Consider the following 19011-nt stretch of genomic DNA (forward strand, 5'->3'; position numbering starts at 1 on the left):
GCGATTCGTCGGCGTCCCCGCCGATCGTTTCGCAACGCGAGGGCGGCCACTCAGACGAGGGCGAGGGCGCGACGGAACAGATCGGTCGCCGGATCGGCCAGGGCCTCCACCGCCGACAGGTGATGCCGCCCGGGAAGCGTCAGGCGTTCCACCGCCACCCCCTTCGCCCGCCATGCGGCGGCCATGGTGTCGGATTGACCGTGGAAACCCTCGCTCTCCAGGCCGCCGACGGCCAGCAGCAGCGGGCTTTCCGGCGCCGCCGGATCGAGAAAAAGCGGGCTCAGGCGCCCGGCCGTCGCGGCATCCATCCCCACCTTGTCGTTGATGGTGGTCTGAACGAGCGGGCCCAGGTCGAAAAGGCCGCTGATGGCGACGCCGCTTTTGATCAGCCGGCGCGGCGCCTTGGCGTCGAGCCCCGGCCAGTCGGTGGCCATCAGCATGCCGACCAGATGACCGCCGGCCGAATGGCCGGAAACCTGGATGCGCTGGGCGTCGCCCCCGTGCTCGGCGGCATGCCGCCACAGCCACAGAAGCGCGCGGCGCATCTGCTCGACGATGGCCTCGATCGTCGCCGCCGGACACAGCGCGTAGTTGACGACGGCCACCGTCACCCCGGCCTCGACGAAGGCCTCGGCGATAAAACTGGAATCGGCCTTGTCCAGCGCCTGCCAATAGCCGCCGTGAATGAACAGGTGAACAGGCGCGCCACGCACGCCGGCGGGAAACAGATCCAGCGTCTCGGCCGCCGACGGCCCGTAGGCGACGTCGAAAATGCCGCCCGTCCGTTTCCGGAAAGCCTCGGAGCGGGCCTTCCACGCCGCGAAAATGGCCGGATGCTCCGGGATCGCCGCCCTGACGTTATAGTGCCGCTCGAAGGTCGGATCGAGGACCATGGCCGGCCCCGTCACACGCCCAGATAGCGGTGCTGCATGGCCTTGTTGGCCGAAAGCTCCGCCGACGTGCCCGTCCACACGATACGCCCCCGCTCCATCACGCAATGGCGATCGGCCAGTCGGGCCATGACCTCGGGATGCTTGTCGATCACCAGGATGGCCTGGCCGGATTCCTTGAGGTTGGTTTCCAGCACCGTCCAGATCTCTTCGCGGATCAGGGGCGCCAGCCCTTCCGTCGCCTCGTCCAGGATGATGAACTGCGGGTTGGTCATCAGCGCCCGGCCGATGGCCAGCATCTGCTGCTCGCCCCCCGACAGTGTGCGGCCGTATTGGCCGGCCCGCTCGGCCAGCCGGGGAAACAGCCCGAACACCCGATCCACCGTCCACGGCCGGGCGACGCCCGCGTGATTGGCGGCGATGGCCACCAGATTTTCGCGCACGGTCAGGTTGGAGAAGACCTGGCGGCCCTCCGGCACATAGCCGATTCCAAGCCGCGCCACCTTGTGGCTGGGCAGCCCGGTGACGTCGTGCCCGGCGAAACGGATGGTGCCGCGGCGCGGGGCCAAGAGCCCCATGATCGAGCGCACCGTCGTCGTCTTGCCCATACCGTTGCGGCCCATCAAGGTCACCACCTCGCCCGAGTCGATGACAAGGTCGACGCCGAACAGTACCTGGCTGGGGCCGTAGAAGGTCTCGACGCCGGTGAGTTCGAGCATCGCCATCAGTAGTCCCCCAGATAGGCCCGGCGCACCGCCACGTCGGCGCGGATGGCGTCGGGCGCGCCGGTGGCGAGCGCCCGGCCCTTGACCAGGACGGTGACGACGTCGGCCAGCGCGAACACCACGTCCATGTCGTGCTCGATCAGAAGGATAGTCACCTCGCCCTTTAGGGGCTTCAGGATCTCCATCATGCGGCGGCTTTCGGCTTGGCCCATGCCAGCCATCGGCTCGTCGAGCAGCAGCATGGTCGGCCCGGTGGCCAGCACCATGGCGATTTCCAGCTGCCGCTGCTCGCCATGCGCGAGGTCGGTGACCTTGATGGCGGCGCGTTCCCCCAGGCCGACCCGTTCCAGGACGGCTCTGGCCGGCGCCCGCAAGCTGTCGTCCAGCCGGGCGTCGGTCCAGAAACGGAAGCTGTGCGGGCGCTGCGCCTGGATGGCCAGCGCCACGTTGTCCAGCGCCGAGAAGGTGGGAAACACGCTGGTGATCTGATAGGAGCGCTGCAACCCGGCACGGGCCCGCCGGTGGGTCGGCCAGTCGGTGACGTCGCGGCCCTCGAAGCGGATGCGCCCGGCATCGGGCGCCATCTCGCCCGACAGCTGGGCCACCGCCGTCGACTTGCCGGCGCCGTTGGGGCCGATCAGCGCATGGATGGCGCCACGCCGAATGGCCAGGTTGAGCCCGTCGCTGGCGGTCACTGCGCCGAAGCATTTGGTCAGCCCGATGGCTTCCAGGATGGCGTCAGTCATCGCCCGCCTCCCGGCCGGCCAGCCAGCCATAGATGCCGCGCCGGGCGAACAGCACGACGAACACCAGGAAGGGACCCAAGAAGATCATCCAGTGCTCGGTGAGGCCGGCCAGCCCCTCTTCGAGCAGCAGCAGGGTGGCGGCACCGACGATGGCGCCGTAAAGCGTGCCGACGCCGCCCAGGATGACCATGATCAGGATCTCGCCCGAGCGCGTCCAATGCATCATGCCGGGGCCGACGAACTCGGTATGGTTGGCCAGAAGCGCCCCGGCCAGGCCGGCGATGGCGCCGGCGATGACGAAAGCGGTCAGCTTGTAGCGGGTGGCCGGCACGCCCAGGGAAACCAGCCGGGCCTCGTTCTGCCTGGCGCCGCGCAGCACCATGCCGAACGGGCTGGCGATCAGGCGGCGCACCACTACCAGGGCGAGGAGCAGCAGGACCAGCGCCACGTAGTAGAAGGCGACGTCGTCGTTGAGATCGATGAGCGGCAATTCGCTGCGCTGCCACAGGCTCAAGCCATCCTGCCCGCCATAGGTCGGCAGCGACACCATGAAGTGATAGAGCATCTGGGCGAAGGCCAGCGTGATCATGATGAAGTAGACGCCGCTGGTGCGCAGGCTGAGCGCCCCGATGACGAGGGCGAACAGGCCGCCCACCAGCATCGCCAGCGGCCACTGGATCAGGGCCTGGGCGCTGCCCTCCCAGGCGCCGGGCAGGAAGGGGATGAGGGAACCGTCGGCGTGGTGGTGGGCAAGGATGCCGACCGCGTAGGCGCCGAGCCCGACGAACGCCGCGTGGCCGAAGCTGACCATGCCGCCGTAGCCCAGGATGAGGTCGAGGCTGAGGGCCGCCAATCCATAGATCAGCACCCGGGTGGCGACGCTGACGAAGAAGGGGCTGTCGGCCGCCTGGGCGAGCGCCGGCAGCACCAGCAGCAAAGCAAGGCCGGCCGTATTGACGATGCGTTTGCGGCCCCCCGTCACCGTCAACCCCCGTAGGCCTGGAACAGGCCGCGCGGCCGCCAGATGAGGACGGCGGCCATCAGCAGGTAGATGGCGACACTGGAGATGGAGGCGCCGATGCTGTCGGCCGCCGCCGGGTCGAGCGCGGCGCGCATGGCCAGCGGCAGGAAGGCCCGGCCGTAAGTGTCGACGAGGCCGACCAGGAGGGCGCCGGCCAGCGCGCCGCGCACCGAGCCGATGCCGCCGATGATGATGACGACGAAGGTGAGGATGAGGATCTGCTCGCCCATGCCCACCTCGACGGCCAGCATCGGCCCGGCCAGGGCGCCGGCCAGCCCGGCCAGCATGGCGCCGATGGCGAACACCACGGTGAACAGGCGGTCGATGTCGACGCCCAGCGCCCCCACCATGTCGCGATGCGTCGCCCCAGCACGGATCAACATGCCGGTGCGGGTGTTGACGATGAGGTAGCGCAGGCCGAGCCCGACCGCGAGGCCCACCCCGATGATGAACAGCCGATAGGCCGGATAGGGAATGCCGGGGATGATCTCGACGGTGCCCGAGAGGGCGGCCGGCGGCGACAGGAAAAGGGCCTGCGGCCCCCACATGATCTTGACCAGCTCGTTGAAGAACAGGATGACGCCGAAGGTGGCCAGCACCTGATCCAGGTGGTCGCGTTTATAAAGCTTGCGCAGCGCCGTCATTTCGATCGTCGCCCCCACCAGCCCGGCCGCCGCCAAGGCCGCCAGGACGCCGATCGTGAAGCTGCCCGAGGCCTTGGTCGCCGTGGCCGCCACATAGGCCCCCACCATGTAGAGGGTGCCGTGCGCCAGGTTGATCAGGTGCATGATGCCGAACACCAGCGTCAGCCCGGCGGCCAGCAGGAACAGCATGACGCCCTGCTGCAGGCCGTTCAGCGTCTGCTCGAGGAAAAGCTGGGCGGTCATCGGCAACTCATTCGTGGACGGGAGCCCGGGGGGGCGAACCCCCGCCACGGGGTCCTTACATCTTGCACTCGGCGGCGTAGGCGTCCTGGTGGTCGGTGAACACCTTGCGGATGGTCTTGTTGGTCACCGTATCGCCCTCCTTGACCACCTCGCGGATATAGATGTCCTGGATCGGGTGGTTGTTGGGACCGAACTTGAACTTGCCGCGCACCGAGGGGAAGTCGGCCTTCTTGAGGGCGGCGCGGACGGCGTCGGCCTGGCTCATGTCGCCCTTGACGGCAGCGATGGCGGAATCGATCAGCAGCGCCGCGTCGTAGGCTTGGGCGGCATAAAGCGACGGCTTGCGGCCGTAGGCCTTGCGGAAGGCCGCGACGAACACCTTGTTGGCGGCGTTGTCCAGGTCCCAGGTGTACTCGCTGGAATTGAAGGCGCCGACGGCAGCGTCGCCGACCGCCGACAGAATGCCCTCGTCGAACGAGAAGCCGGGGCCGAACAGTGGGATCTCCTTGATCAGTCCGGCCTGGGCATACTGCTTGACGAAGTTGACGCCCATGCCGCCGGGCAGGAAAAAGAAGACGCCCTCGGGCTTGGCAGCGCGCAGGTTGGCGATCTCGGCGGCATAGTCCACCTGGCCCAGCGTGGTATAGACCTCGGCCACCACCTCGCCCTTGTAGAAGCGCTTGAAGCCGGTGATCGAATCCTTGCCGGCCGGATAGTTGGGAGCCAGCAGGTAGACCCGCTTCAGGCCCTTGTCGGTGACGTACTGGCCCGCCGCCTCGTGCAGGTTGTCGTTCTGGTAGGCGGCGTTGAAGTAGTTCTTGTCGCATCCCTTGCCGGCCAGTTCGTGAGGGCCGGCGTTGGTGCTGACGTAGATCTTGCCCTCGCGGGTCACCGACGGCACCACGGCGATCGCCAGGTTGGACCAGACGATGCCGGTGACGATGTCGACATCGTCTTTCTTGAGGAAGCGGGTGACGATTTGCTTGGCGTTCTCGACCTTCTGGGCATCGTCGGCGACGATCAATTCGGTCGGGACTCCGCCCAGCTTGCCGCCTTTCAGATCGATGGCCAGTTGGAAGGCGTCGCGGGCATCGACGCCCAACGCGGCGCCACCCCCCGACAGCGTGGTGATCATGCCGATCTTGACCGGCTTGTCGGCCGCCGTGGCCGCTCCCGAAACGATGGCGCCGGCCATCGTCGCGGCAAGAATTGTCTGGATGCGCGTCATGGTATCCCCGTCTCCCTCTCTGCCTGCTGCCTCGCCCAAGGGTTCTGTCCCCTGTCGGACCCTCGGCCGCCGACGAACCTAGGACAGGCCCGTCATCCTGACAAGCGCCGCGAGCGATTCTGCCTGTCAGCCGCGCTGAGCGGCAAGGCCACCCCGATCAACGATGAAGCCGATCACCGTGGAGAGTCCGTCTCCCGTTTTCAGGTTGGTGAAGACGAAAGGGCGCTGGCCGCGCATCTTGCGGGCGTCGCGGTCCATCACCTCCAGGCTGGCGCCGACCTGCGGGGCGAGATCGATCTTGTTGATGACCAGCAAATCGGAGCGGGTGATGCCGGGGCCACCCTTGCGTGGGATCTTGTCGCCGGCCGCCACGTCGATGACGTAGATCGTGAGGTCGGCCAGTTCCGGCGAGAAGGTGGCCGACAGGTTGTCGCCGCCCGATTCGATGAAGACGACGTCGAGGCCGGGGAAGCGGCGGGTGACGTCATCGACGGCGGCCAGGTTGATCGAGGCGTCCTCGCGGATCGCGGTGTGCGGGCAGCCGCCCGTTTCCACCCCGACGATGCGCTCGGGGGAAAGCGCGCCCGAGCGGGTCAGAAACTCGGCATCCTCGCGGGTGTAGATGTCGTTGGTGATGGCGGCGATGTCGTAGTCGTCGCGCAACGCCTTGCACAGGCGGTCCAGCAACGCCGTCTTGCCCGACCCCACCGGGCCGCCGATTCCCACGCGCAGCGGTGAACTCATGATCTGAACAGCCTCGTGTATTGGGTTTCGTGTTTCATCGACGTCCAATCGGCCATGACGGCGGCACCGCCCAGGTCCTTCCACGGCCGCGACAGGGCGGCCGCCGCCGCCGCGATGACGGCCGCCTCCAGGCGGGCGATCGTCCGCTGGCCGTCGGTCTGGCCCAACGGGATCAGCCGCACGCCGGCCGACACCAGGTTGGCGGCGAACGCGTGCAGATAGACGACCAGCGATTCGCGAAGTGGCGCTCCCAGGCGGGCCGCCGCCGCCGCCACCGCCACCGCGTGGGCCGGGCGGACGGTCGCCTCGGCCAGTTCGGCCGCCCAGGCGTCAAGCCAGGGATCGGGCCAGACGGCGCGCACGGTATCGAGAAAGGCCTGCCCCTGGCTGCGGCTTTCGAGCGCCGCTTCGGCGCTGCCGCGCAAGGCGTCGGCCCAGCCGACGGCGTCGGCGAGGGCCGATCCGTCGCCAGCGTCGACGGCCGTCCAGGCGGCGCGGAAGAAATCGGCGTCGAGACGCCCGGCACCGAACGAAAGCACGCCTTCGATCCACACCGCCAGGCCGTCGGCATCCTTGATCAGCCCCGCCTCGACCGCATACTCGATGCCGTGCGAATAGGTATAGCCGCCGATCGGAAACGACGGCGACAGCCAGGCCATCAGGCGGAGCAGGATGGCGCCGTCGATCACGCCGCCGTTCCCCCGTGTCCATGGCCGTGGCGGTGCCCATGCTCGTGGCCGTGGTCGTGGCCGTGGTCGTGGCCATGCCCGGATGGGTCGGCATACGCCCCCGGTTCCGGCTGGAAGGGGGCGCGGGTTTCCATCACCACCGCCCCCAGCCCCTCCACCATGTCCTTCAGCACGTGGTCGGCCAGGATGCGCAATCGGCCGCCGGTGAGCACCTGGAGCGGCGTGTGGCGATTGCCGATGTGCCAGGCCACGCGGGCGGCATGGCCGGCCCCGGTGCAGCGGATGTCGAGCACCGCCTCCTCGGCGGCCTTGACGGCCACGAAGCCGCCGCCTTCGAGGGCCAGGCCGTCGCCTTCGGCCAGCAACACCGCCCGTTCGAGGTCGAGCATGAAGGGCTGGCCGGCGTCGTCGGTCAGGCGCAGGCGCCGCCGGTGGCGCTCGTCGAACGGCAGCGTCACCGTCGCCGTCGCTTCGCGGGAGGGCCAGCTTCCGGCCGCATGATGGATGATGGCGCGGCGCATGGTCAGAACAGGAAATAGCGCTGGGCCAGCGCCAGCTCGGTGGCCGGGGCACAGGTCAGAAGCTCGCCGTCGGCCCTGACCTCGTAGGTTTCGGGGTCGACCTCCATGCGGGGCGTATAGCCGTTCAACACCATGTCCTCTTTGGTCAGCCGGCGGGTGCCGCCAACCGCGACCAGCGGCTTGGCGAGCTCATAGGCGTTGGCGATGCCGCCGGCCAGCCCCTCGGCCGAGACGAAGGTGACCGAGCTTAGGGTGAGCGCGCGGCCGAAGGCGCCGAACATCGGGCGGTAGTGGACCGGCTGCGGGGTCGGGATCGAGGCGTTGGGATCGCCCATGGCGGCCGCCGCGATGGTGCCGCATTTCAGCACCATGTCCGGCTTGACCCCGAAGAACATCGGCCGCCACAGCACGAGGTCGGCCAGCTTGCCGACCTCGACGGAACCGACATAGCTGGCGATGCCATGGGTGAGCGCCGGGTTGATGGTGTACTTGGCGATATAGCGTCTGACACGCAGATTGTCGTTGTCGCCGCGCTCGCCGGCCAAGCGGCCGCGCTGTTTTTTCATCTTGTCGGCGGTCTGCCAGGTGCGGGTAATCACCTCGCCGACCCGGCCCATGGCCTGGCTGTCGGAGGCGATCATCGAAAAGGCGCCGAGGTCGTGCAGGATGTCCTCGGCGGCGATGGTTTCGCGCCGGATGCGGCTTTCGGCGAAGGCGACGTCCTCGGCGATGCGCGGGTCGAGGTGGTGGCAGACCATCAGCATGTCGAGATGTTCGTCGATGGTGTTGACCGTGTAGGGCCGGGTCGGGTTGGTGCTGGAGGGCAGCACGTTGCCCTCGCCGCACAGCTTGATGATGTCGGGCGCGTGGCCGCCGCCGGCGCCCTCGGTGTGGAAGGCGTGGATGGTACGGCCCTTGAAAGCGGCCGTGGTGTTCTCGACGAAGCCCGATTCGTTCAGCGTGTCGGTGTGGATGGCGACCTGCACGTCCATGTCGTCGGCCACCGTCAGGCAGGTATCGATGGCGGCGGGCGTGGTGCCCCAGTCCTCGTGCAGCTTGAGCCCGCAGGCCCCGGCGGCCACCTGCTCGCGCAGCGCCTCGGGGCGCGAGGCGTTGCCCTTGCCGAAAAAGCCCAGGTTCATCGGCAGCCCCTCGGCCGCCTGGAGCATGCGCGCGATGTGCCATGGCCCCGGCGTGCAGGTGGTGGCGTTGGTGCCGTCGGCCGGGCCGGTGCCGCCGCCCAGCATGGTGGTGATGCCGGAATAGAGCGCGTCGTCCACCTGCTGCGGGCAGATCCAGTGGATGTGCGCGTCGATGCCGCCGGCGGTGACGATGCGCCCCTCGCCGGCGATGGCCTCGGTGCCGGGGCCGATGACGATGTCGACGTCCGGCTGGACGTCGGGGTTGCCGGCCTTGCCGATGGCGGCGATGCGGCCGTCGCGGATGCCGATGTCGGCCTTGACGATGCCCCAGTGATCGACGATCAGCGCGTTGGTGATGACGGTATCCACCGCGCCCGCGGCGCGCGAGACCTGCGACTGGCCCATGCCGTCGCGGATCACCTTGCCGCCGCCGAACTTGACCTCCTCGCCATAGGTGGTGCGGTCGGCCTCGACCTCGATGATGAGGTCGGTGTCGGCCAGGCGCACCTTGTCGCCAACCGTCGGCCCGTACATGCCCGCGTAGGCAGCCCGTTCGATCCTGTATGCCATGGTCCTACCCCTTGAGCGGGCCGTCGACGCGCCCGTTGAAGCCGATCACCGTGCGCGTCCCGGCATAGGCGATAAGCGTGACGTCCCGCGACTGTCCGGGCTCGAAGCGCACCGCCGAGCCGGCGGGAATGTCAAGGCGCATGCCCCGCGTCTTGGCGCGATCGAAAGCCAGCGCGTCGTTGGTCTCGAAGAAATGATAGTGCGAGCCGACCTGGATGGGCCGATCGCCGGTGTTGGCGACGGTCACCGTCACCGCGGCCCGCCCGGCGTTGAGCTCGATCTCGCCGGGCGCCGTGAAAATCTCGCCAGGAATCATCCCAGGCCTCCCTCAGCGGATGGGGTTATGGACGGTCACCAGCTTGGTGCCGTCGGGAAAGGTGGCCTCGACCTGGATCTCATGGATCATTTCGGCAATCCCTTCCATCACCTGTTCGCGGCGGATCACCTCGCCGCCCGCCTTCATCAGTTCGGCGACAGAGCGGCCATCGCGCGCGCCCTCGACGACGAAATCGCTGATCAGCGCGATGGCTTCGGGATAATTGAGCTTCACCCCCCGCTCCAGCCGCCGGCGCGCCACCATGGCGGCCATGGCGACCAGCAGCTTGTCCTTTTCCCGTGGTGACAGGTTCACGACCTTCCCCCTCTTCAGACGCTCAAATGTGCCACAGCCGCGGCAGCCGGGCCGGCAGGCCCGCCACCTCCCGGCGAAAGCCGGCCCAGAAGGCGCCGTAGGCGCGGCGCAGGGCCGCCCCTTCGGCGGCCAGGAAGCGCGCCACCAGAACGCCATTCACCACCGTGGCGGCGCAGCGGACTCCCTCGCCCGTTTCCTCCAGCAGCGCGCGGGCGGCCGCGAGCCGCGCCGCCGCGTCGTCGCCAACGTAAACGGCGGTGGCGCAGGCAACGGCACCACCCAGACCGGCCGGATGGTTAAGCACGCCAGCCATGTCGCCCTCGATATGGAGCGCATCGGCCCACCTCAGGCGCCCATCTTTGCGCACCTCCCAGGTGTCGCGCAGCAGACCGGCGCGCAGCCGTTCGCCCATGGCGGCGCGGCCCAGCGCCAGCATCTCGCCGGCCAGCACGCGCGCCCCCGGCGCCGCCTCGATCACGGTCAGCCGTCGCAAGCGGGCGCCGTCGAAGACGATGGTCTCCTGCGGCAGCCATTCCAGCCAGGCGTCCGGCCCGGCGTGCAGCCGCATGTCGATCCGGCAGTCGGCGCCGGCCGAACGGTAGATCTTCTCGGCCGCCTGGGGGCTCGCCAGCACGGCTGTTCCTTCGCCGGCGGCGATGCGCACGGCGATCTCGTCGCCACCGACCAGGCCGCCAGACGTGGTGACCAGAATGGCGCTCGTCAGTTCGCCCGAAGGAGGCGTCGGAAAGAGAACGCGCAACGGATCGTGCTGGAACAGCGAGGCCAGCGCGGTGCGCCCCTGGCGGCGGGCGAAGACGACATCGGCTTTCCCGCGCACGCCGGGACCGGACGCGTAGCGCAGGGCGGCGGGCGTCGCCGGAACTTCGGCATGGCGGACTGCCGTCCCTATCGTCATTGCGTTCCCCCGGCCACGGCCCGCGACGATCCCCCTGGAGGCGAACCGTGCGAAGTCTTTGATGCTGACCGGTTCAGCAAGATGCGGGCCAACCGGGCCGCCGCCGCGGATCGCCGACACAGGGGACGTTTTCAGGCGTCTTCATGCCTGAAGACAGGGCGTCGGTGTCCATTCTTTGCCCATCCGCCTAATAAACGGGCGGTTTTCGCCACCAGCTTGCAGGGGAGCCGCCGCGTTGGGCATATATTTTTCCGATAAGCGGAAAAATATATGTGGCAAAAAACAGCGACGGTTTTTATTATTTCCGCTCAACGGAAATAAATGCTGCCGCCGTCGCCGGCGTCAGCCGTTTCCGGAACCTCTTTTTGACACGACCAGCCATCTCGTGATATCCGCCGGTCCTCAGGTTAAATTTTTAATTAAAAATTAAGTTTGGGAGGAAAGCTTGGAACATACGGCACCTTTGCCCCAGTGGACCATGTTTGCGATCCTGGCCGCCCAGGGCTTCATCTACATCTTCGCGGTATGGCTGATCGGCCGTACGCGGGGCGCCACCGCCGAGGCATACCTGACCGGCGGCCGGGACATCGGCCACGGCATGATCAACGCCTCGATCATTGCCACATGGATCTGGGCGGCCACCCTGATGATCAGCGCGTGGACCGGGTACGTCTATGGCTTCATCGGCCCGTGGTGGTATGCGCTGGGCGCGGTGATTCCGCTGCCGATCATGGCCTACCTGGGCCGCCAGATTAAGAAGATCGCCCCCAATGTGCGCTCCTATCCGGAATTCATCCGCTTCCGCTTGGACAAGAAGAATCACCTTCTCCACTCGCTGATCGCCATCATCGTCAGCTTCTGGGTGGTGCTGATGATCGTCACCGGCGGCGCCGTCATGGGTGTGGCCTTCACCGGGGCGCCGTTCTGGGGGATCGCCATCACCATGGTGATCATCTTCATCTCGTATTCGTCGATCGCCGGGCTGTGGGCCAACATCTTCGCCGACACCATCATGACCCTGATCATGTACGTCTGCCTGATCTTCATCGCCATCGGCGTGTTCGTCGTGATCGGGCCAAGCGCGATCTATGATGGCGTGGTCGACGTCATCCAGCAGAAGCCGGTGCTGCAACCCGCCCTTTCCGAGGCCGAACGCGCCAGCCAGTACGACGGCCTCAACTGGTTGAATGTGGCGGGACTGGGTTTCCTGGTCGTCAACACCATCGGCAACCTGGGCGCCGTGCTGTGCAACCAGACTTACTGGGGTCGGGTCATCGCGTCCGACAATCCGAAGACGGTCTTCAAGTCGTTCATGGCCGCCGCTTTCTGCTGGTGGCCGATTCCGCTGGCCACCGGCACCGCCCTGGGGGTCGGCGCGCTGGCCCTCGGGCTCACCGTCGGCGAGACCTATGCCGTCGGCGACGCCTTCATCCTGTTCTCGGAAGCCGAGGCCGTCGCCCCGACCATGGTCTTCATGACCCTGGGCTACGTTGGCCTCGCCACTTTCGTCATCGCGGTCGGCGGCGCCACCGTCAGTACCGGGGCCGGCGAGATCCTGGCCGTCGTCACCGTGGCGGTGAACGACATCGTGAAGGGGCACCTCAAGAAGGACGCCACCGACCGCCAGATGCTGCTGATGAGCCGTATGGGCCTGTTCGTGGTCGCCGCGCTGGTGGTCGCCGTCGTCATCTACTGGCGCGCCATCGGCTTTGGCTTCGCCGGCATGTACCAGGCCATGGGCATCGCCTTCTCGTCGGCGGTCGTCCCGCTGATCATGGCGGCTTTCTGGACCAAGACAAACCGCGACTCGGTCTTCTGGGCGACCATCGTCGGCTCGGTCTGCGGCGTCGCCTACTGGGTCCATACCGACATGGATCTGCTGTGGGGGGTGGTCGCCAGCAACATCATCGTCATTGCCGTCTCGGCCCTGATCGCCATTCCGTGGACCCTGATCCGGCCGCAGCCGTTCGACTACGGCGGCATGCTCGACTCGGGGTTTCAGATGAATGACCAGCCGGCGCCGGTTACGGCCGAGTAGATTTGAGGAGGCTCAAGCCATGCTTTCGGAATCAGCGTTCATCGTCAACCACTGGATCACCATCCTGTGGCTCGTCGCCGCCGGCCTCTATACGTCCTACGCCATCATCGCCGACCTCTGCCACGCCAAGGCGCCGGCCGAGGAGGCGGACGAAAACTGACCTCCGCTCGTTTCGTCAGTCAGACTGAGCCTCCGGGCCGGCATCGGTCCGGAGGCCTTTTTTTGTCTCAGACGGTCAGGTAGCGGCGGACGTCGTCTTCGACCATCGCCGCCCCCGTTCCCGCCAGAACCACCTCGCCGCGATCCATGACGGCGAAGGTGTCGGCCAATCCGCGGGCAAAGTCGAAATACTGCTCGACCAGCAGGATCGCCATGTCGCCGCGCCCGGCCAGCAGGCGGATCACCCGCTCGATGTCCTTGATGATGGACGGCTGGATGCCCTCGGTCGGTTCGTCCAGCACCAGCAGGCGCGGCCGCGTCACCAGGGCTCGGGCGATGGCCAGCTGCTGCTGCTGACCGCCCGACAGGTCGCCGCCGCGCCGGCCCAGCATGTTGCGCAACACGGGGAACAGGTCGAACACCTCGTCGGGCACGTGGCGCAGGCTTCTGGGCAGCGCCGCGAAGCCGGTGTGCAAATTCTCCTCGACGGTCAGCAGCGGAAAGATCTCGCGGCCCTGGGGCACGAAGGCGATGCCGCGCGCCGCCCGCTCGTAAGAGGGCAGGTCGGTGATGTCCTCGTCCTCCCAGACGATGCGCCCGGAGCGCACCGCCTGTTGACCGACGATGGCGCGCAGCAGGCTGGTCTTGCCGACCCCGTTGCGCCCCATCACGCAGGCGACCTTGCCCTTCTCGGCCGCCAGCTCGACGCGGCGCAGGGCCTGGCTGGCCCCGTAGAAAAGATCGATTCCCGCGACCGCCAGCATGGCTCCCCCTACCGGCCCAGATAGACTTCGACGACGCGCTGATCGTTCTGCACGGCGGCGAGTGAGCCCTCGGCCAACACCGAGCCCTCGTGCAGCACGGTCACCCGGGTATCGAGCGCGCGCACGAATTCCATGTCGTGTTCGACCACCACCACCGAGCGCTCGCCGGCGATGCGCTTCAGCAGCTGGGCTGTTTCCTCGGTCTCGGCGTCGGTCATGCCGGCGGCCGGCTCGTCGACCAGCAGCAGGTGCGGGTCCTGCATCAGCAGCATGCCGATCTCCAGCCACTGCTTCTGGCCGTGCGACAGGTCGCCGGCCAGGGCGGCGCGCCGTTCGGCGAGCCCAACGGTTTCCAGCATCTCGTCGATGCGCCCGCGCTGCTCGGGCGCGAGGCGGAAGCCCAAGGACTGGAACACCCCGCGGCCGCCGGCCAGCGCCAACTCCAGGTTGTCGAAGACGCTCTGGGTGTCGAACACCGTGGGCTTCTGGAACTTGCGGCCGATGCCCAGGTTGGCGATGCGCGCCTCGTCCAGCGCCGTCAGGTCGACGCCGCCGTTGAACACCACTTGGCCGGCGTCGGGCCGGGTCTTGCCGGTGACCACGTCCATCATGGTGGTCTTGCCGGCGCCGTTGGGGCCGATGACGGCGCGCAGTTCGCCGGCCAGGACGTAGAAGCTGAGGTTGTTGAGCGCCTTGAAGCCGTCGAAGCTGACCGAGACGCCGTCGAGATAGAGGATGGTATCGCGTTTCTGCGGGTTGGCGTGAATCTCGCTCATGGCCGCTCCTCCGACCGGCCACGGGCCGGCGCCAGGCGGCGCCAGCGCCAGCCGCCGCCGGTTCCGCCGAGCCTGAAGGCCGGCACGGTGCCGACGATGCCCCTGGGCAGGAACAGCGTCACCGCCACGAACAGGCCGCCCAGGGCGAACAGCCAGATTTCGGGAATGGCGCCGGTCAGGAACGTCTTGGCGAAGTTGACGAGGATCGCTCCCAGGATGGCCCCGTGCAGCGAACCCCGGCCGCCCACCGCCACCCAGATGATGATCTCGATGGAATTGGCCGGCGCGAACTCGCCGGGATTGATGATGCCGACCTGCGGCACGTAAAGCGCCCCGGCGACACCGGCCAGCATGGCCGAGACCACGAACACGAACAGCTTGTAGGTTTCCACCCGATAGCCGAGGAAGCGCACGCGCCCCTCGGCGTCGCGCACCGCCCGCAGCACCCGGCCGAGCCTTGAGGCGACGATGACGCGGCAGAGCGCGTAAGCCCCCGCCACCGCCAGCGCGCTGGCCGCGAACAGCGCCGCCCGCGTGCCGCCGGCCTGCAGGTTGAAGCCCAGGATGTCCTTGAAATCGGTGAGGCCGTTGTTGCCGCCGAAGCCCATGTCGTTGCGAAAGAAGGCGAGCATCAAGGCAAACGTCATCGCCTGGGTGATGATCGAGAGATAGACCCCGGTCACCCGCGAGCGGAAGGCAAACCAGCCGAAGACGAGGGCCAGCACGCCGGGCACCAGGACGACCATGAGGAGCGCGAACGGGAAGGCGTCGAAGCCCGCCCAGTACCAGGGCAGTTCCTTCCAGTTGAGGAAGACCATAAAATCGGGCAGTTCCGCGTTGCCGTAGACGCCGCGGGCGCCGATCTGGCGCATCAGGTACATGCCCATGGCGTAACCGCCCAGGGCGAAGAAGGCGCCGTGCCCGAGGCTGAGAATGCCGGCGAACCCCCAGATGAGGTCGACGCTCAAGGCCAGGAGGGCGAAGGCCAGGTACTTGCCGAGCAGGGCGACCACGTAGGGAGGCACATGCAGCGGGCTGCCCGCCGGAACCATCAGGTTGAGTACGGGCACCGCCACCGCCGCCGCCACCAGCAGCCCGACGACGATGCGCCCGGCGGCATCGCCGAGGACGGCCGAAACGAAGGGGCCGGAGCGGCGCATCGATCAGGCCTCCACCGCGCGGCCCTTGGGCGCGAACAGGCCGCGCGGCCGCTTCTGGATGAAGAGGATGATGGCGACGAGCACGAAGATCTTGCCGAGCACGGCGCCGGCATAGGGCTCCAGGAACTTGTTGACGATGCCAAGGGTGAAGGCGCCGACCAGCGTTCCCCACAGGTTGCCGACGCCGCCGAACACCACGACCATGAAGGAATCGATGATGTAGGCTTGGCCCAGGTTGGGGCTGACGTTGTCGATCTGGCTTAGGGCCACTCCGGCGACGCCGGCGATGCCGGAACCCAGCCCGAAGGTCAGCGCGTCGACCCGCCCGGTGCGGATGCCCATGGCGCCGGCCATGCGCCGGTTCTGGGTGACGGCGCGCATGGACAGGCCGAGCGACGTCCTGCGCAGGACCAGCGCGATGGCGCCGATGACCAGCAGGCTGAAGACGATGATGGCGATGCGATTGTAGGTGAGCACCAAGCCGCTCGCCGTCTCGTAGGCGCCGCTCATCCACGACGGGCTGCCGACCTCGCGGTTGGTCGGGCCGAAAACGCTGCGCACCAGCTGTTGCAGGACGAGACTGATGCCCCAGGTGGCCAGCAGGGTTTCGAGCGGCCGGCCGTAGAGGAAGCGGATGACGCCGCGCTCCAGCGCGATGCCGACCAGCCCGGACACCAGGAAGGCGGCGGGCACGGCGACGAACAGCGAATGGTCGAAGGCGCCGGGCAGATGAGTGCGGAAGGCTTCCTGCACGACGAAGGTGGTATAGGCGCCCAGCATGACCAGTTCGCCGTGCGCCATGTTGATGACGCCCATGACGCCGAAGGTGATGGCCAGACCGACGGCGGCCAGCAACAGCACGGAACCCAGGCTCACGCCCTGGAAGACGTTGCCCGCCGCCCCCCACAGGACGAGGCTTTCGTCGAGGCGCCGGAGCGTGAGGCCGGCGGCGCGGGCCACCTCGCCGTCCCCCGCCGCCAGGCCGCCCAGCAGCGAGCGGACGTCGGGATCGGCGAAATCGCCCAGGATCTGGATGGCGGCCAGGCGTTCGGCCACCTCGCCGGCGCCAACGGCGGCAACGGCCGCGCGGGCGCGCTCCATGCGGCGCTTGACGCCGGCGTCGGTTTCGCGGGCCAGGGCCTTTTCGAGCAGCGGCAGCATGTCGGCGCTCGGCGTCTTGAAGACGGCATCGGCGGCGGCGGCGCGGGTGGCCCCGTCGACGGAAAACAGGGTCAGCGCGCCCAGTGCGCCACGGATGGCGCCGCGCATGCGGTTGTTGACGGTAATCTTGGTGAAATCGGCGAGCGGCGCCTCGGCGGCCTCGCCCCCGAGGACGGGGTCGGCCGCCAGGAAGGCCTGGCCCCGTTCCTCGCCGATGACGACGGCGCCATCGGCGTTACGCACGTACAGGCGGCCGTCGAGAAGGGCATTGAGGATGATTTCGGCCCGCTTGTCGCCGCTGGCGCCCAGTTGGGTCACGGCCTCGACCTTGCGCGAAAAGCTGCGGTCGGCCAGGCCGGCCAGCCCGTCGGTGACGGCATCGGCCTTGGCGGCGAGCGGAACACCCGCAAGGGCGAAGGCCAGAAGCAGCACCGCGACGATCGAGCGCAGGGAGACGGACATCGGAACCTCGATGCGGGAAGGGCGGGATGGCGGCGGGAGTAGGCGATTCTGCGAGTCCTGCCGCCGGGGTGGCTCGGGGAAGGCGATACCACCCCGGCGGAGGCCTCCGTCGTCTGTTGGGCTCAGTTGACGGGGTATTTCGGTTTCTCGCAGTTGCCGCAGACCCATGGATAGGTCCAGTTGGCGGTCAGTTTCGAGCTTTCCGGAATGAAGTCCGACCAGGCGTCGCCGATGACCAGGCCGTCGGTCTTCCACACCACCTCGAACTGCCCGTCGGACTGGATCTCGCCGATCAGGACCGGCTTCGACAGGTGGTGGTTGGCGTTCATCACCGAGACACCGCCGGTGAGGTTCTTGACCTTCTGGCCGTACATGGCCTGGCGCACCGCGTTGACCTCGGTGGTGCCGGCCTGCTCGACGGCCTGCACCCACATGTTGAAGCCGATGTAGTGGGCTTCCATGGGGTCGTTGGTGACGCGCTTGGGATTCTTGATGTAGGCGTGCCACTTCTTGATGAAGGCGTCGTTCTCGGGCGCCTTGACGCTCATGAAATAGTTCCACGCGGCCAAATGACCGACCAGCGGCCCGGTATCGAGCCCGGCCAGTTCCTCTTCGCCGACCGAGAAGGCGACCACCGGGATGTCCTCGGCCTTGATGCCCTGGTTAGCCAGTTCCTTGTAGAAGGGCACGTTGGCGTCGCCGTTGATGGTCGACACCACCGCCGTGCGCTTGCCGGCCGACGCGAACTTCTTGACCTCGCCGACGATGGTCTGCCAATCGGAATGGCCGAACGGCGTATAGTTCTCCATGATGTCGGCATCGGCGACACCCTTGGCATGCAGGTAGGAGCGCAGGATCTTGTTGGTGGTGCGCGGGTAGACGTAGTCGGTCCCCAGCAGCACCCAGCGCTTGGCGGCACCGCCGTCGGTGCCCATCAGATAGTCGACCGCCGGGATCGCCTGCTGGTTGGGCGCGGCGCCGGTATAGAAGACGTTGCGCGAACTTTCCTCGCCCTCGTACTGCACCGGATAGAACAAAAGCCCGTTCATCTCCTCGAACACCGGCAGCACCGATTTGCGCGACACCGAGGTCCAGCAGCCGAAGACGACGTCGACCTTGTCCTTGGATATCAGTTCGCGCGCCTTTTCGGCGAACAGCGGCCAGTTGGACGCCGGGTCGACGACTACGGCCTCGACCTTCTTGCCAAGAAGCCCCCCCTTCTTGTTCAGGTCGTCGACCAGCATCAGAACGGTGTCCTTGAGGGTCGTCTCGCTGATCGCCATCGTCCCCGAAAGCGAATGCAGCACGCCCACCTTGATGGTATCCCCCGCCGCCTGGGCGCCGCAGCCCCACGCACCGACCGCGGCAAGCGCCCCGGCGCCGACGAGGGTTCGAATGCTCCGCTTCATCGAAAAACCTCCACCACAAAGTGTTGTTGCACCACCCCGTTCTTCGCAAGAAGCGGACCAGCCGGCAAACGCCGCAGCCCGAACGCGAATACCGATTTGTTTTCAAGATGTTGCGTGGGGATCTCCGGCTGGCGCCTTCAAGAACTTCGCCCCCATATCGACTAAATTTTATACAAATTCCAAGCGATGATTAATTTTTAATCGTTTACGGCGGATGCACAACTTTTGCGTTGCTAGCTTCACGAGAATTGAAACTGTAAAGCTACCCCTGGATTGTCATTGAAATGGTTTATTAGAATAACTATAAAATTAGGGTCTAAAAGGTGCGTTTTGGGGAAGGATGCGGCCAAAAAGAAGCAAGCGGACCAACGC

At 67.2% G+C, this 19011-nt stretch carries 20 protein-coding genes; 2 read left to right on the top strand and 18 right to left on the bottom strand.

The annotated features are described in order from the left end of the window. Positions 1-50: 50 nt before the first annotated feature. The 13 genes from ODR01_RS15505 to ODR01_RS15565 form a co-directional block, all read right to left on the bottom strand. Positions 51-893: an alpha/beta hydrolase gene (locus ODR01_RS15505; protein ID WP_316978594.1), complete on the bottom strand. Its 843-nt coding sequence runs from the start codon at positions 891-893 to the stop codon at positions 51-53. Positions 894-904: 11 nt separating this feature from the next. Then, a complete protein-coding gene (locus tag ODR01_RS15510) occupies positions 905-1615 on the bottom strand; it encodes an ABC transporter ATP-binding protein (RefSeq protein ID WP_449441452.1) in 711 nt (236 codons plus the stop codon). After that, positions 1615-2361 (bottom strand): ABC transporter ATP-binding protein, encoded by a 747-nt coding sequence (locus ODR01_RS15515; protein WP_316978595.1) that lies wholly within the window; start codon positions 2359-2361, stop codon positions 1615-1617. Before ODR01_RS15515 ends, ODR01_RS15510 begins: the two co-directional genes overlap by 1 nt. After that, positions 2354-3343, bottom strand: a complete 990-nt coding sequence (locus ODR01_RS15520; RefSeq protein WP_316978596.1) for a branched-chain amino acid ABC transporter permease — start codon at positions 3341-3343, stop codon at positions 2354-2356. Before ODR01_RS15520 ends, ODR01_RS15515 begins: the two co-directional genes overlap by 8 nt. Before the next feature lie 2 nt (positions 3344-3345). Continuing rightward, complete coding sequence (locus tag ODR01_RS15525) at positions 3346-4269, bottom strand: branched-chain amino acid ABC transporter permease (protein ID WP_316978597.1); 924 nt, start codon at positions 4267-4269, stop codon at positions 3346-3348. 55 nt (positions 4270-4324) lie between these two features. Next, complete coding sequence (locus ODR01_RS15530; protein WP_316978598.1) at positions 4325-5497, bottom strand: ABC transporter substrate-binding protein; 1173 nt, start codon at positions 5495-5497, stop codon at positions 4325-4327. A 126-nt stretch (positions 5498-5623) separates the two neighbouring features. After that, positions 5624-6241, bottom strand: a complete 618-nt coding sequence (gene ureG, locus ODR01_RS15535) for an urease accessory protein UreG (protein WP_316978599.1) — start codon at positions 6239-6241, stop codon at positions 5624-5626. Then, on the bottom strand, positions 6238-6930 hold the full coding sequence (locus ODR01_RS15540; RefSeq protein ID WP_316978600.1) for an urease accessory protein UreF: 693 nt from the start codon (positions 6928-6930) through the stop codon (positions 6238-6240). Before ODR01_RS15540 ends, ureG begins: the two co-directional genes overlap by 4 nt. After that, the gene (ureE, locus tag ODR01_RS15545) at positions 6927-7451 is read right to left on the bottom strand and encodes an urease accessory protein UreE (RefSeq protein WP_316978601.1); all 525 of its coding nucleotides are present in this window, start codon (positions 7449-7451) and stop codon (positions 6927-6929) included. The genes ODR01_RS15540 and ureE overlap by 4 nt, the downstream gene beginning before the upstream one ends. Before the next feature lie 2 nt (positions 7452-7453). Continuing rightward, positions 7454-9163, bottom strand: a complete 1710-nt coding sequence (ureC, locus tag ODR01_RS15550) for an urease subunit alpha (protein WP_316978602.1) — start codon at positions 9161-9163, stop codon at positions 7454-7456. 4 nt (positions 9164-9167) lie between these two features. Next, positions 9168-9479, bottom strand: a complete 312-nt coding sequence (locus tag ODR01_RS15555; protein WP_316978603.1) for an urease subunit beta — start codon at positions 9477-9479, stop codon at positions 9168-9170. 12 nt (positions 9480-9491) lie between these two features. Next, on the bottom strand, positions 9492-9794 hold the full coding sequence (locus tag ODR01_RS15560; RefSeq protein WP_316978604.1) for an urease subunit gamma: 303 nt from the start codon (positions 9792-9794) through the stop codon (positions 9492-9494). A 22-nt stretch (positions 9795-9816) separates the two neighbouring features. Then, a complete protein-coding gene (locus ODR01_RS15565) occupies positions 9817-10710 on the bottom strand; it encodes an urease accessory protein UreD (RefSeq protein WP_316978605.1) in 894 nt (297 codons plus the stop codon). A gap of 445 nt (positions 10711-11155) precedes the next feature. On the opposite strand from ODR01_RS15565, the gene ODR01_RS15570 reads away from it, so the two are divergent. Both ODR01_RS15570 and ODR01_RS15575 read left to right on the top strand, forming a co-directional pair. Beyond that, positions 11156-12748, top strand: coding sequence for a sodium:solute symporter family transporter (locus tag ODR01_RS15570; protein ID WP_316978606.1), 1593 nt, complete (start codon positions 11156-11158; stop codon positions 12746-12748). Positions 12749-12767: 19 nt separating this feature from the next. After that, a complete protein-coding gene (locus ODR01_RS15575) occupies positions 12768-12908 on the top strand; it encodes a hypothetical protein (protein WP_316978607.1) in 141 nt (46 codons plus the stop codon). 67 nt (positions 12909-12975) lie between these two features. Here the strand turns inward: ODR01_RS15575 and urtE are convergent, their stop codons facing one another. The 5 genes from urtE to urtA form a co-directional block, all read right to left on the bottom strand. After that, on the bottom strand, positions 12976-13671 hold the full coding sequence (gene urtE / locus ODR01_RS15580) for an urea ABC transporter ATP-binding subunit UrtE (protein ID WP_316978608.1): 696 nt from the start codon (positions 13669-13671) through the stop codon (positions 12976-12978). An 8-nt stretch (positions 13672-13679) separates the two neighbouring features. Beyond that, positions 13680-14447, bottom strand: coding sequence for an urea ABC transporter ATP-binding protein UrtD (gene urtD, locus ODR01_RS15585; RefSeq protein ID WP_316978609.1), 768 nt, complete (start codon positions 14445-14447; stop codon positions 13680-13682). Beyond that, positions 14444-15607 carry an urea ABC transporter permease subunit UrtC gene (urtC, locus tag ODR01_RS15590; RefSeq protein WP_316978610.1) on the bottom strand — a complete coding sequence of 388 codons (1164 nt, stop codon included), beginning with the start codon at positions 15605-15607 and terminating at the stop codon, positions 14444-14446. The genes urtD and urtC overlap by 4 nt, the downstream gene beginning before the upstream one ends. Before the next feature lie 3 nt (positions 15608-15610). After that, positions 15611-17230 (bottom strand): urea ABC transporter permease subunit UrtB, encoded by a 1620-nt coding sequence (urtB, locus tag ODR01_RS15595; RefSeq protein WP_316978611.1) that lies wholly within the window; start codon positions 17228-17230, stop codon positions 15611-15613. A gap of 122 nt (positions 17231-17352) precedes the next feature. Then, positions 17353-18639: an urea ABC transporter substrate-binding protein gene (urtA, locus tag ODR01_RS15600; protein WP_316978612.1), complete on the bottom strand. Its 1287-nt coding sequence runs from the start codon at positions 18637-18639 to the stop codon at positions 17353-17355. Positions 18640-19011: the final 372 nt, after the last annotated feature.

This window comes from Shumkonia mesophila (genome assembly GCF_026163695.1).
In the GTDB taxonomy this organism is placed as follows: domain Bacteria; phylum Pseudomonadota; class Alphaproteobacteria; order Rhodospirillales; family Shumkoniaceae; genus Shumkonia; species Shumkonia mesophila.